General features: G+C 65.2%; 15 protein-coding genes. 5 read left to right on the top strand and 10 right to left on the bottom strand.

Annotated features, from left to right (window positions below):
- Positions 1-65: 65 nt before the first annotated feature.
- From QX010_RS16925 to QX010_RS16955, 7 genes are all read right to left on the bottom strand, one after another.
- On the bottom strand, positions 66-443 hold the full coding sequence (locus QX010_RS16925; protein WP_315803104.1) for a VOC family protein: 378 nt from the start codon (positions 441-443) through the stop codon (positions 66-68).
- A gap of 158 nt (positions 444-601) precedes the next feature.
- Positions 602-1,534, bottom strand: a complete 933-nt coding sequence (locus tag QX010_RS16930; RefSeq protein ID WP_315803105.1) for a lipid A biosynthesis lauroyl acyltransferase — start codon at positions 1,532-1,534, stop codon at positions 602-604.
- 16 nt (positions 1,535-1,550) lie between these two features.
- Positions 1,551-2,825, bottom strand: a complete 1,275-nt coding sequence (locus QX010_RS16935) for a beta-ketoacyl-ACP synthase (protein WP_409997940.1) — start codon at positions 2,823-2,825, stop codon at positions 1,551-1,553.
- 38 nt (positions 2,826-2,863) lie between these two features.
- Positions 2,864-4,069: a beta-ketoacyl-ACP synthase gene (locus tag QX010_RS16940; RefSeq protein ID WP_315803106.1), complete on the bottom strand. Its 1,206-nt coding sequence runs from the start codon at positions 4,067-4,069 to the stop codon at positions 2,864-2,866.
- Complete coding sequence (locus QX010_RS16945) at positions 4,066-4,536, bottom strand: 3-hydroxyacyl-ACP dehydratase FabZ family protein (protein ID WP_315803107.1); 471 nt, start codon at positions 4,534-4,536, stop codon at positions 4,066-4,068. Before QX010_RS16945 ends, QX010_RS16940 begins: the two co-directional genes overlap by 4 nt.
- A 9-nt stretch (positions 4,537-4,545) precedes the next feature.
- Positions 4,546-4,827 (bottom strand): acyl carrier protein, encoded by a 282-nt coding sequence (locus tag QX010_RS16950; protein WP_006609130.1) that lies wholly within the window; start codon positions 4,825-4,827, stop codon positions 4,546-4,548.
- 216 nt (positions 4,828-5,043) lie between these two features.
- On the bottom strand, positions 5,044-5,394 hold the full coding sequence (locus tag QX010_RS16955; protein ID WP_315803108.1) for a hypothetical protein: 351 nt from the start codon (positions 5,392-5,394) through the stop codon (positions 5,044-5,046).
- Positions 5,395-5,633: 239 nt separating this feature from the next.
- On the opposite strand from QX010_RS16955, the gene QX010_RS16960 reads away from it, so the two are divergent.
- Positions 5,634-6,260, top strand: coding sequence for a ParB-like protein (locus QX010_RS16960; protein ID WP_315803109.1), 627 nt, complete (start codon positions 5,634-5,636; stop codon positions 6,258-6,260).
- Positions 6,261-6,265: 5 nt separating this feature from the next.
- On the opposite strand, the gene QX010_RS16965 is transcribed toward QX010_RS16960, so the two are convergent.
- Together QX010_RS16965 and QX010_RS16970 are read right to left on the bottom strand one after the other, a co-directional pair.
- Positions 6,266-6,850: a peroxidase-related enzyme gene (locus QX010_RS16965; protein ID WP_315803110.1), complete on the bottom strand. Its 585-nt coding sequence runs from the start codon at positions 6,848-6,850 to the stop codon at positions 6,266-6,268.
- A 158-nt stretch (positions 6,851-7,008) separates the two neighbouring features.
- Positions 7,009-8,763 (bottom strand): ATP-binding protein, encoded by a 1,755-nt coding sequence (locus QX010_RS16970; protein WP_315803111.1) that lies wholly within the window; start codon positions 8,761-8,763, stop codon positions 7,009-7,011.
- 488 nt (positions 8,764-9,251) lie between these two features.
- On the opposite strand from QX010_RS16970, the gene QX010_RS16975 reads away from it, so the two are divergent.
- The 3 genes from QX010_RS16975 to QX010_RS16985 all read left to right on the top strand — a co-directional run bounded on the left by QX010_RS16975 (position 9,252) and on the right by QX010_RS16985 (position 11,548).
- Entirely contained in the window at positions 9,252-9,773 is a 522-nt protein-coding gene (locus tag QX010_RS16975) for an Hsp20/alpha crystallin family protein (RefSeq protein ID WP_315714485.1), read from the top strand.
- 170 nt (positions 9,774-9,943) lie between these two features.
- Positions 9,944-10,861 (top strand): 3,4-dihydroxyphenylacetate 2,3-dioxygenase, encoded by a 918-nt coding sequence (hpaD, locus tag QX010_RS16980; RefSeq protein ID WP_315827378.1) that lies wholly within the window; start codon positions 9,944-9,946, stop codon positions 10,859-10,861.
- A gap of 168 nt (positions 10,862-11,029) precedes the next feature.
- Positions 11,030-11,548 carry a hypothetical protein gene (locus QX010_RS16985; RefSeq protein ID WP_315803113.1) on the top strand — a complete coding sequence of 173 codons (519 nt, stop codon included), beginning with the start codon at positions 11,030-11,032 and terminating at the stop codon, positions 11,546-11,548.
- Between the two features lie 26 nt (positions 11,549-11,574).
- Here the strand turns inward: QX010_RS16985 and QX010_RS16990 are convergent, their stop codons facing one another.
- Positions 11,575-11,730 carry a hypothetical protein gene (locus tag QX010_RS16990; protein ID WP_315803114.1) on the bottom strand — a complete coding sequence of 52 codons (156 nt, stop codon included), beginning with the start codon at positions 11,728-11,730 and terminating at the stop codon, positions 11,575-11,577.
- 265 nt (positions 11,731-11,995) lie between these two features.
- Here QX010_RS16990 and QX010_RS16995 point away from each other — a divergent pair, with 265 nt between their 5' ends.
- Positions 11,996-13,300: a sulfotransferase gene (locus tag QX010_RS16995; protein WP_316180700.1), complete on the top strand. Its 1,305-nt coding sequence runs from the start codon at positions 11,996-11,998 to the stop codon at positions 13,298-13,300.
- The last annotated feature ends 7 nt before the right edge of the window (positions 13,301-13,307 follow it).

The raw sequence follows: 13,307 nt of genomic DNA on the forward strand, positions 1-13,307 counted from the left end.
ATCCAGGGCTGAGAAGAAGATCTGGATTGCTTCGTCGCGTTGCTCCTCGCAATGACTCCGCGGGATTACCCCAGCCGATGCATCGCGCAGAGCTTGTTGCCGTCGAGGTCGCGCAGATATGCCAGATAAAGTTTGCCGGCGGAGCCTTCACGAACGCCGGGCGGATTTTCGCAGCTGGTGCCGCCGGCTTCGAGCCCGGCTGCATGCCAGGCGTCTGCCTGCTCAGGTGAGTTGCAGGCAAAGCCGATCGTGCCGCCATTGGCGTGCGTGGCCGGCTCACCGTTGATCGGCTTCGACACCCCGAAAATGCCGGTCGGCGTGATGTAGAAGATGCGGTGGCCGTCGACCCGTGCCGGCCTCACGCCGAGCGTTCCCAGCAGCTTGTCGTAGAAGGCCTTGGCCTTGTCGAGGTCGTTGGTGCCGATCATCACATGCGAAAACATTCGCGCTTGTCCTCCCTGCAGCTTCCGAACAGCCGTCGGATACGCGACCAAGGTAGCGAGCGTCGATGGTTGAGGTAAGCGTTTTCTTTGAACGGCCCGTCAGCGGTAAGTGGTGCTGCAGCGCTGCTTCCCCGCAGCGGAGTTTGTCCGGGCGCGGGCTACCGCCAGCGCCGATGCAGCCAGAGCCATTGCTCGGGATATTCGCGGACCCAGCTCTCGACGACGTCGGTGATCGCCTGTGTCGTGCCCTGGATGTCGATCTGACCATCGGCCGTCCGGACCGGCTTCACCTCCTCCGAGACTTCGGCGCGGAAGCGGTTGCCGGGAAGGCGGATGATGCGGACGCCGTGCACGGGGCATTCGACCTGGCGTAACAGACGGGCCAGCATCGGATTGGCGCGGGTCTTGCGGCCGAAGAAGGTGACCTCGACGCCACCGGTCAGGTACTGATCGACCAGCATGGCAACGTGCTGGCCGTTCTTCAGCGCCTGTGCCAGCCGCAGCGGCGCGTCGCGGCCGGCCGGGACCAGTGTGCCCATCTTGACCTGCCGTATCTCCTGGATGATGCGGTCGGCGGCGGCGATGTTGGGCCGGCGATAGAGGATCGCCGTATCGAGCTTATGGGCGACCGCCGCCAGCGCCGGCATCTCCCAATTGGCGAGGTGGCTGGCAAAGATCAGCGCCGGCTTGCCGTCGAGACGGAGCTGATGAAACAGCTCATGGGTGCGCGGCGACAGCTCGATCCGGCTGCGCTCCGGATGAGCCTCGTCGTAATCCCAGATCTTGTCGAGATGGGCGAACTCGGCGCCGACGCGGCCGAGATTGTCCCACACGCCGGCGAGGATTTTCTCGATCTCCTCGGGCGATTTCTCCGGAAAGGCCGCCGTGAGATTGTCGCGGCCGATGCGCTGCTCGCGCAGCCGCGGACCGATCCACTGCGCGAGGCGCGCGAAGCGGTCGGCCGTCTTCTGCGGATCGAAATAGCGCGTGGTCCTGAGCATGCCGACCGTCAGCGCGCCGACGGCGGACGCCCCGGCCGACTTCACGGCTCGGCGGATCACGAGCTTGGTCCGGAGGGGCAGGAGACTCATCGATGTGACAGGCGGATCAGGCCGGTTCGCGCGTCAGGATCAGCGAGGCGTTCTGGCCGCCGAAGCCGAACGAATTCGACATCACGGTGGTGACGCGCGCATCGCGGGCCTTGTTGCCGACGACGTCGAACAGGATCGCGGGATCCGGAATGTCGTAGTTGATGGTCGGCGGAATACGCTGATGCTCGAGCGTCTGCAGCGAGAAGATCGCCTCGACCGCGCCGGCCGCCGAGATGGTGTGGCCGACCATCGACTTGTTCGACGACACCGGGATCTTGCCGGTGTGCTCGCCGAACACGGCGGAGACGCCGACATATTCCATCTTGTCGTTCTCGGGCGTGGCGGTGCCGTGGGCATTGATATGGTCGATCTGCTCCGGCGCCATGCCGGCATCGGCGAGCGCCTTGCGGATGCAGCCGATGATCGGCTTGCCGTCCGGCGAGGAGCGGGTGCGGTGGAAGGAGTCGGTCAGCTCGCCGCAGCCGGCGACGACACCGAGGATCTTGGCGCCGCGCGCCACGGCCGCGTCGTAGCTTTCCAGCACCAGCGCTCCGGCGCCCTCGGCCATCACGAAACCATCGCGGTTCTTGGAGAATGGCTTGGAGGCGGCCTGCGGCGGGTCGTTCTGGGTCGACAGCGCCGACAGCAGCGAGAAGCGCACGAGCCCTTCCGGATTGACCGAGCCTTCGGTGGCGGCGCATAGCGCGACGTCAGTCTCACCGCGCCGGATGGCTTCGACGCCGAGCTGGATCGCGGTCGCGCCGGAGGCGCAGGCAGTCGACAGCGAGATCGGCGAGCCCTTGGTGCCGAAGGTGTCGGACAGCGAATCGGCGACGGAGCCGAACAGGAAGCGGTGATGATAGTTGACGAACTTGCCGCCGCCGCAGACCTTCAGCAGGTCGTCATAGGTGAACTGAGTGCCGCCAACCTCATGCGCGAGCTCCAGGCGCTGCGGCCACTCGATCTCGACGGGCGCCACGGCGAGAAACAGCGGGCCCGGGAAGTCGCCCTTGCTGCCGATTCCAGCCTGCGCGATGGCTTCCTCGACGGCCATGTGGCCGAGCCGCTCGGACAGGCCCGTCGACGTGAACGGCGCCACGGGGACGAAATCGACCGTGCCGGCCATGGTCGTCTTCAAGCCGTCGATCGGAAAGCGCGTGATGGTGCGGATGCCGGACTCGCCGGCCACGAGCTTGTTCCAATTATCGGACTTGCCGGCCCCAAGGGAGGTGACGATGCCCATCCCGGTCACGACCACGATGGGGCGTCCAAACTTGTCGCGTACACTCATGATGTCCCCCGTCGCGTCTTCTTAAGGCCGTACCGTGTTCACTTGACTGCTTCGACCAAGGCCATGCCTTCGCCGCGGTAGTGGCCGGCGCCGACCACCACGATCTGGGTCGGAGCCTCCTTCATCTCTGCCTCCACACCCGAGGCGTCGCCCGGTGCGAACAGGGCGCCGCGCGAGATCGAAAGTGCGGCAAGCGCCAGACCAAGCGCGAAATGCGCTTCCATCGTGTGGCCGAAACGGGTCCCGCTCGAGCGCACCGCGAACGCCTTGTGATGGTCGAGGAAGGCGCGCTCCTCCGAGGTCACCGGCTCCGCACCGGTCGCGCCCGTGATGATGGCGCCGGGGGCCTCGTGGACGTCGAGCGCCGACCATAGACGGTCCAGCGTTCCGGTCACCGCGCCTGCCTCCTTGCGGCGGGCGCGGTCGGCGACGACCTTGCTGAGCCGCGCCAGCGGCTTGGCGCCGCGGGCCTCCGCATGCGGCTTGGATTCCAGCACCAGGAACGCGCCGGCCGATCCGAGCGCGAAGCCCGGATGGTCCTTGCGGGACCAGACCGGCTTGAATTCGTTCTTCAGATTGTAGTCGCCGAACTCGTACAGCACGAGCAGATCCTTGCGCTCGCCATTGTGCGAGCCGCCGACCAGCGCGATGTCGCTCTGGCGGCCGGCGATGCGGGCCAAGGCGATCTTGAACGCGTCGACGCCCGCAACCTCCTCGCCCATGAAGGTGCGCGAGGTGCCGCAGACGCCGTGCGAGATCGCGATGTTGCCGGCGAGCAGGTTGGACAACTGCGCCAGGAACAGGGTCGGGCGCAGGTCGCTCATCAGCCGGTCGTTCAGGAAGCCAGGCGTGCAATTGCCCTGGGCCTCCGCGTTGAGGATCGCTGTGTCGACGGAGATGTCGCGCTCGCCGCCGCCCGCGGCCACGATCATGTCCATCCGGGACAGGATGTCCTTGTTGCCCTTGAGGCCGGCGGAATCCAGCGCAAGCCCGGCGGCATAGGTGCCGATGCGCTGCCACGCCTCCATCTGGCGCTGCTCCTTCTTCGGGATCTGCGCTTCCAGATTCACCTTGGCCCAGGGATGCACGATGTAGGGTGCAAAACCCTGCTCGTCGACGTTGATCTGGCCGGCGTTGAGGGCCTCCCAGTTCGCATCGAGTCCCTCGCCGAGCGAGGTCGCAAGGCCGATACCGGTGATCCAGACTTCGACGGGCTCGGAGGTCACGGCTGTCGTCTCACTCATCGCTGTAGGACCTGTTGCGGAAAGCCGACGCGCTCGGCGACGGCGTCCATGTGTCCGCGCAGCTCCGGATTGGGGAAGGGGACGTGGCTGAAGGTGATCGTCGCGTTCGAGCGTAGCTTGCCGCCGACCTTCACGCGCGCTTCGGTCATGGCATAGCCGGAGCCCTCGTGCAGCACGTTGGCCTCGACGGTCAGCACCTCGCCCGGCGACACGAAGCCGCGCATCTTGGCCTCCTTGACCGCGGCGAGGAACGGCATCCGCTCGAACTTCATGAGCGCGAGCAGCAGCCAGCCCGATGTCTGCGCCATCGATTCGATCAGGAGAACGCCGGGCATGATCGGATAGCCCGGGAAATGTCCTTCGAAGATCGTGCTTTCGGTGGGGACCTTGGCTTCGACGGTGATGGCCTTCTCGTCCAGCCGAAGATCGAGAATGCGGTCGATGAGCAGGAAGTATTCGATCTGCATGGCAGGCGCTCACGCGCCCTTGGCGGCGACCAGCTCGTCGATGCGGGCGCACAGGTTCTTCAGCACGAAATACTGCTCGGTGCTGGCTTTGCCGTCGTTGACTTCCTGCGTCCACTTCTCGAGTGGCAGCTTGATCCCGAAGGCCTTGTCGATCGCAAACGCGATGTCGAGGAAATCGAGGCTGTCGATGCCCAGATCGTCGATGGCGTGGCTATCCGGCGTGATCGTGTCGCGCGGGATGTCGCAGGTTTCAGCGATGATCGTGGCGACCTGATCGAATGTTGAGGACATCACTAAGCCTTTGATATTTTGGAGCTAATCCGGTAGGTGGCGACGGGAGGACACCGCGCCCCCGGGGCGTCTGATGCGAGCCCTTTTACCCCCGTCGCCCGGGGAGTCGTGTGCCCGTATATCGGAGCGACGCGGTGAGTTCAATGGAGCCGGACACGGCGGTTGTGGCGGGATTGTGATGCCCCGCCGGCCGCGGCAGCCGCGTCCAGCAGGGGATCAGGGCGTGTAGGTCTCGGTGATGATGCGGGCGCAGTCGCGCCGTCCGGTCAGCAGGCAGTCCTGGGTCTTGCGCAGGTCGGCAATGCTCATCGCCAGCCAGATGCCGATCGCGGTCAACGCGACCGTGAAGGCGATGGCGGCGATGTTGGCCAGGATGCGGTGACGGAAGTCATCGGGCTCCTCACGCGGCTGCTCATACCGGGAGAGATCGAGTGTCGGCTGCTCGCGCCGGTGCAGCTGAATCGGCGGACTGCCGCCCTCGGCCGCGCGCCGCACCGGACTGCTGCGCGGCCGGAACGGCACCACGCGATGCTCTTCCTCCGCTGCAATGGGGCGCTGGGACTTCATGCCTCGACTCCGATGGTCCTTTTTAGCACGCGGGCCCAACCTCTCACAAAGAAACTTTGCCATAATTGAGCTGCATCAGCAAAACATCTCCCTCCTCGGATGCATCCAGTCGGCGCCTGCTCCGCGGGTGATTGGAACCTGCCGCGGTCGGTCCGAACGGCGTCGCAGCTCGGGGAAGATGCGCTGGAACGGCTCGGCAGGCGTGGCATAATGCTGATCATCCCCCTGGAAGCCCAGCCATGGCCAATACCCGCGAGCCGCTGCTTCATCCCGTGCCGATCCTGTCGCTGCGCCCGACCCAGATGACCGTCGGCATGCGCGAGGTGAAGGAGAAGCGCGAGCGCTGGCGCGAGCACAAGTCGAAGAAGAAGCAGGCCGAGCTGCTCGGCAAGCACATGATCCCGGTGGTGCTCGGTCCCGACGAGCGGCACTACGTCGTCGACCACCATCACCTCGCCCGCGCGCTCCATGACGAGGGCGTCAAGGATGTGCTGGTCACGGTGATCGGCGACCTCTCGATGGTCGATCGGGAGGCGTTCTGGGGCGTGATGGACAACAAGCGCTGGGTCTATCCTTACGACGCCAAGGGCGTGCGGCGGCATTTCAAGGACCTGCCGAAGACCGTCGCGAATCTGAAGGACGATCCGTTCCGCAGCCTGGCCGGTGAGCTGCGCCGCGCCGGCGGCTTTGCCAAGGACACGACGCCGTTCAGCGAGTTCCTATGGGCCGACTTCCTGCGCCGCAAGGTCAAGCGCAAGACGGTCGAGACCCATTTCGCCGCCGCCATGGAGCACGCGCTGGCGGCCGCAAAGAGCCACGACGCGGTCTATCTGCCCGGCTGGTGCGGGCCGGCGTCGGACGATTGATCGTCTCACTTGGTCTTCGGCAGCCGCCCCATCAGGTAGAACTCGTCGTTGGGCCGCATGCCTGTGACATTCGCCATCCGGTTCGACAGCGCGAAGAATGCCGCGATTGCGGCGATGTCCCAGATGTCGTCGTCGCTGAAACCGTGGCCGGCCAGCGCCTTGAAATCGGCGTCCCCGACGGTCTGCGCCTCGAGCGCCACCTTCATCGCGAAATCGAGCATCGCCCGCTGCCGCGGCGTGATGTCGGCCTTGCGGTAGTTGATCGCGATCTGGTCGGCGATCAGGGGACTCTTGGCGCGGATGCGCAGGATCGCGCCATGCGCGATGACGCAATACTGGCACTGGTTGGCGCTCGAGGTCGCCACCACGATCATCTCGCGCTCGGCCTTGGTCAGCCCGCCGTCCTTCTCCATCAGCGCGTCGTGATACGCAAAGAACGCGCGGAACTCGTCCGGCCGGTGCGCGAGTGTCAGGAACACGTTGGGCACGAAGCCGCTCTTCTCCTGCACGCCGAGCAGCCGGGTGCGGATATCGTCCGGCAAGGCGTCGATTGCGGGAACGGGAAAGCGGCTGATGGGAGCTTGCGTCATGGCAACGGGTCCGGCGTGCGTGGCAGGGGGCGAACCTTAGTCGATCGCCGCGCAGGCGCAACGGTCCAGCTCAGCCCATCACCTTGCTTTTGGCGACGTGCCCGCAACGCCTCCTCGGGGCGTCATCGACCGGGATTTGAGAGCGGCGGCCGCCGTGTTTAGCGCAGCGGCTTCTTCAACAGGGAGAAGCGGTCCGGATCGAGCCCCATCGACGGCTGCAGCATTGGCGCGTCCAGCGATGCGGACATACTTCCTCGATCCCCGAGGTTGCCGGCGCCGCCGTCGCCGCTCGAGGCGTCCCGGCTCGAGGTCGCTCCGCGCCAGCGCTCCAGCACGGCACTGACGAAATGCATGTCGTGTCCGGCATTCACCGAGCGGACGGTGGCGATCGTCGCCTCGCTGCGCGGCAATTGATGCAGCGGCACCTCCTTGAAGCGCAGCCGGGTCGGCAGCGCGACGCCTTCGCCGAACGCCAGCACCTCGCGGGTGCCGAGCGAGGGGACGAAGGAGAGCAGGTTGGCGGCGGCGTCCGACACCGCCGAGCGCAGCAGCGACTGGTCGCGCTCGTTGGCGAGGCGCATCGTGAACAGCGTGTTGCACTGGGAGATGATGGTGGCGTCGAGCTCGGCCGGCCGCTGGGTGATCAGGCCGAGATAGACGCCGTATTTGCGGCCTTCCTTGGCAATGCGCGAGATCGCCTTGCGGGTCGGGCCGAAGCCGATCGAGCGGTCGGCGGAGGCGTAGCGGTGGGCCTCCTCGCAGACGAACAGCAGCGGCGAGACGCCGTCGCTCCACAGCCCGAAATCGAACGCCATGCGGCACACCACCGACACGACGGAATCGACAACCTCGGCCGGGAAGCCGGCGAGCTGCATCACCGTCATCGGCCGGCCGTTGGCGGGCAGGCGGAACAGGTGGCTGATGACCTCGGCCATGGTGTCGCCGCCGACATTGGCGTTGTCGAACATGAAGGCGTAGCGCGGGTCGTTGCGTACGGTCTCGATGCGCGAGATCAGCTTGTGATAGATGATGCGCGAGGAGCGGTTCTCGAGCTTGCCCATCCGCTCGTCGATCAGGTTGATCAGGTCAACGAGGCGGTAGGGCACCGGCGTATCGACGGTGTAGCCGACCATCTTGGGGTCGACGCGCTTGAGCCCGATGCGGTCCGTGTTCTGGTACTGGGTGTAGATGCCCTTCGCCAACGGGATCACTTCGGCAAGGATGTCGAGCTCTTCCGGCACGCCCGGCCGGCCGCCGAACAGGACGTCGACGATCTCCTCGAAATTGAACAGCCAGAACGGCAGCTTCAGGTTGCGCGGGTTCAGCACCAGCGCCTTTTCACCAAAGCAGCGGCCGTATTCGTTGTGGACGTCGAGCAGGAAGATGCGCAGGTTCGGCCGCGCCTTCAGGATCTCGTTGAGCAGCAGCGACACGCCGGTCGATTTGCCCACGCCGGTCGATCCAAGCACCGCGAAATGCTTCGACAGCATTTCCTCGACATTGACACAGGCGCGCACGGAGGTGTCCTGCTGCAGCGCGCCGATGTCGATGTGGTCGCCGGCGGTCGGCGTGTAGATCGTGCGCAGCTCCTCGCTCGTGATCATGTCGACGGCGTCGCCGATGGTCGGGTAGTGGGTGACGCCGCGTTGGAACTTGGGCCGTTCGGCCGGCCCGAGAATCTCGCCGAGCAGGTCTACCGACGCCGTCGCGACGTATTCGCTGGCATGCGAGAGGTCCTCGCTGGTCACCTCGGTGATGATCGCAATGATCGTGGCGCTCGGGCAGCGAATGCTGATGAAACGGCCGACTGTCGCGCGGATATCGGAGACGTTCATCTGCTGTTTCGACAGAATGCCGACGCGGGCCTGGGAGCCCCGCACCGAGATCACACGTCCGAAGGATGTCACGGTCATGAAACCTGTGGTGAAATTGTTGAGCTGACACCTTCTCTGCTGGGACTGGAAAATTTGTTAAGCGGGCAATGTTTGTGAACGCGCCGGCGCCCGGTCCGGCCGTCGGAGGGTCGCGCGGAGCGTTGCGATCGCGCCTCCTTAATGGGGCCTAACACTTTGGAGTGTAAGGATTTCTGCATCCTTCCCTAAAGCGTTGCGCGAGCCGTTCGGGTTAACGTCCGGTTCACCATCTCCAAGGCTCTTCCTTCAGGGCTCTTCGGCGCTGGACGCCCCGACCCCGAAAGCAACCTGGATGGGTTGCCGCACCGATCCGAAAGCCGTCCGGCCGCTCAGCGATTTGATCGCAATCAATCTGGAACCCGGGCGTGCCGGCTATATCTTTCCCGTCAAGCGCGAGGGAGCGGATGCCGGCCGATCTCGTCGGATGACATTGGTCGCGCCCATGCCGTTGCAGACCTGATCCTCGCGTGAAGCAGGAGGATGATGTTATGGCTGAACCTACCAAGCTGCCCGTCAACACCGAGAAGGCAGGTGCGCCCTCCATGCAGGGATGGCGGCCGTTCGAGAACCTGCGCCGCGAGATCGATCGCGTGTTCGAGGACTTCCATGGCGGGATCTGGCGCACACCGTCGCTGTTCGACCAACTGCCGGGTCTGGCCCGCGCACGGTCCTTTGCCGTGGCGCCGGCGGTCGACGTCGCCGAGCACGACAATGCCTATGAGGTCACGGCTGAGTTGCCCGGCCTCGACGAGAAGAACGTCGAGGTGAAGGTTGCGAGCGGCGTGCTCTCGATCAAGGGCGAGAAGCAGGAGGACAAGGAGGAGAAGAAGAAGGACTATTACGTCCGTGAGCGCAGCTTCGGCTCGTTCGAACGCTCCTTCCAGATCCCCGACGGCGTCGACACCGACAAGATCGAGGCCGTGTTCAAGCAGGGGGTGCTCAAGGTCACCCTGCCGAAGAAACCCGAGGTACAGAAGGCCGCCAAGACCATCGACATCAAGGCGGCGTGACCGCATCCTGTGGCTTTCTGTCCCATGATCATGGGACAGACGATGGATCGGACGCCGAGGAAGGGCCGCGCGCGCGGCCCTTTTTTTCGCGGAGCTGCAGGGGTAATCTGCCTCCCAAGCAAACGGTCGGCGATGCCGGACCGGGGAACGACCGGAAGGGAGACGAGAGGATGGGCAAGCTCGCACTGGCGGCCAAGATCACGCATGTGCCGTCGATGTATCTCAGCGAGCTGGATGGTCCGGCCAAGGGCAAGCGACAGTCGGCGATCGACGGTCATATCGAGATCGGCCGGCGCTGCCGCGAGGCCGGCGTCGACACCATCGTCGTGTTCGACACCCATTGGCTGGTCAATGCCGGCTACCACATCAATTGCGCGCCGCATTTCGAAGGGCTCTACACCTCGAACGAGCTGCCGCACTTCATCGCCAACATGACCTATGAATACGATGGCAACCCGGAGCTGGGCCACATCCTCGCCGAGGGCGCCAACGCCCATGGTGTTGCCACCATGGCCCACGATGCGACGTCGCTGGCGCTGGAATACGGCACCTTGGTGCCGATGCGCTACATGAACCCCGACCGCCACTTCAAGGTCGTCTCCGTCTCGGCGCTGTGCACCTCGCATTATCTCGCCGACAGCGCCAAGCTCGGCTGGGCGTTCCGCCGCGCGGTCGAGGATCATTACGACGGCACGGTCGCCTTCTTCGCCTCGGGCTCGCTGAGCCACCGCTTCGCCCAGAACGGCACCGCCGACGAGTATCGCGACCGGATGTTCAGCCCGTTCCTGGAGCGGCTCGACCACGAGGTGATCCAGATGTGGGAGCACGGCGAGTGGCCGGATTTCTGCGACATGCTGCCGGAATATGCCAGCAAGGGCCATGGCGAGGGCTTCATGCACGATACGGCCATGCTGCTGGGCGCGCTCGGCTGGAACCACTACGACCGCGGCGTCGAGGTGGTGACGCCGTTCTTCCCGTCATCTGGGACGGGCCAGATCAACGCGGTGTTTCCGGTCTCACCGATGCCGCAGGCGCTGGACGACGTCGGCCGGCCGCGCGCCGCCGCGCTCGCGGGCGGTCGGCTGTAGCGCCGCTCACCAGACCTCCGGATGCCGGAGCATCTCGATGATGTCCTCCGGATAGACCTGATCGGCGGTCGCCGTGAGCCCGGCTGGTCGCCGCCATTTGCTCGGTGTTGAACCGCGGCGTCGGCGGCGCGACCAATGCGGGATGGACCGGAGGCCGGTGACCGCTCAATGCTGACGAGAATTCTGTTGCTGACCGCGATGCTCATCGTGCCGGGCATGGCGGCGGCGCAAGTGCCGCATCGCGAGGCCTGCAACGTCGAGGCCGACATCATCGACCGCGATCCGAACGGCGCCAATGTCCGCGCGGAGCCAGGCGGCGGCATCGTCAATGCCTTGAAGAACCCGACCAGCGACGGCTGGATCGTCGTGCATCTCACCGCGCAGCAGGGTGACTGGTTCGAGATCGACCGGGCCGTGCTGAACGACGTCGAGCAAGGCAAGGAGACCGTGATCTTTCAGGGCAGGGGCTTCCTGCATCGGAGCATCGTCGGCGCCGGCGGCCTGCAGAACGGCGCGGCGATCTACCGCGATCACGCCACATCGAGCGCGAAGCTCGACCCGCATGCGAGCGGTGACCAGGCGGTTGAGCTGCTCGGCTGCTTCGGCGACTTCGCCAGGATCCGCGTCAAGAAAGGCGTCGGCTGGACGCGGCAGCTCTGCACCAACATGGTGACGACCTGCTCGTGAGCGGCTGCGCCCTCTGATGCGATCCTTCAGGCCGCGTGGCGTTGATGCGACAGCCGCTCGCGCTCGCACCGGCACTCGGCCGCGAACTGGCGCAGCCGCTCGATCGTCAGCGTGTCGGTGATGCTGCGCGCGAGTCGCTCGGCGCGTTCGATCTGGTCTTCGAGGTCCATCAGCTTGGTCATGTCCCGTCTCCCTGGCCAGACAATTTGAAGCAAATTGCATCGTTCCGGCCGGATGAGGATCGTGGTGAATGACGGGTTAATTCCGTGATCGGGCGCACCTTGGCGAGATCGTGAAGTCGAGGAGACGATGCGAGGCGGGGACCGGCAGGACAGCGTCGTCGACGCAGCGCAAGCGTCGCATTCAGCCTCGATCGCGGCGCCTCTGTTGTGATCGGGCGGGCCGTTCGCTAGCATGGACGCCTCACCGCGCCCAGGGAAGCGTTCCATGCCTCGCCGGAAAGTCGATTCCGACGAAACCATCGTCGTCGCTCCAGAGCTGCGCTCGCCCAAGGCTGTACAGCTCCTGACGAGGATGCTCTCCCTGGATCGCGAACTTGGCGCGAGGCAAGTGCTGGACGTCGATCAGTTGCTCGACCTGGCGCAAAGCCGCGTCGGCTCGGTGCCGCTGGGGACGCACAGCGAACTGCATCTCGAAGGGATCAGGCGCCTGGCAGGCTCGATCGCACGCGATACCCACTATGACGATCTCGGCCGCTACATGGCGAGCCACTACATCTATGGCTGGCTCGAGCGGTACCTTCAGTTCGAGCAGGATGTGGCCGACTTCCCCGACATCGTCGACGTGCCCGTTGCAAAGCCTCTGTTTCTCGTCGGTTTCGGCCGGACCGGAAGCACGTTTCTGCATCATCTGCTGGCCCTCGATCCCCAGGCGCGGGCACCGCGGCTCTGGGAGTTGCAGGAGCCGTCGCCACCGCCTCGTCGGGAGACGTATGAGACGGATCCGCGGATCGACCGGCTTCGCGTGCACGCCGATTTTAGGTCGGCCGTGATGCCGGATCTGCACAAGATCCATGAGTTCGCCCCCGCGGCCCCCGAGGAGTGCCAGCTCATGATGTGGCACGGCCCGCAGCACATGATCCTCGGGCTGAGGTCACCGGACTATTGGCAATGGTTCCGAGGGGTGAGTCCGTCAGAGTTGGACATGCTGTACGCCGGCTACAGACGTCAGGTTCAGCACCTGCAGCTGTTTCATCGCGGCGGGCACTGGGTCAGCAAGTCGCTGGCTCATGCGCAGTTCTTTCCGGTGCTGTTCAAGAGCTTTCCCGACGCACGGATCGTTCGGCTGCATCGGGATCCCTGCCAGATCATTCCGGCCCTCGCCAGCCTGATCGCGCAGATGCAGATCGCCTATACGCCGCGCCTCGATGCCCACGACCTCGGCCAGCGCATGCTCGAGCTGTTCGAGCAGTCGATGGCCCGGATGATGCAGGCCGACGAGGAGGGGAGATCCGGCCAATTCATCGATGTCCTGTTCGAGGATTTGACTCGCGACCCGATCGCGACCGTTCGCACCATCTATGCGAAGTTCGGCTACGATTTCACGGGCGAGTTCGAGACCCTCATGCGACGGCACTTGCAGGCGGAGTCCATCAGCCGCCGTTTCAAGCATGTCTACTCGCTCGAGCAATTCGGATTGTCGCGGGCGCAGGTGCTAGCCCGGTCGGAAGAGTATCTCGCATGGGTGGAGCGGCGCACGGGCGCGATGCTCTGCCGGCCCGGTCGGTCCTGATCCAATC

The sequence above is a fragment of the Bradyrhizobium sp. SZCCHNRI1009 genome (assembly GCF_032487575.1).
Lineage (GTDB): Bacteria > Pseudomonadota > Alphaproteobacteria > Rhizobiales > Xanthobacteraceae > Bradyrhizobium.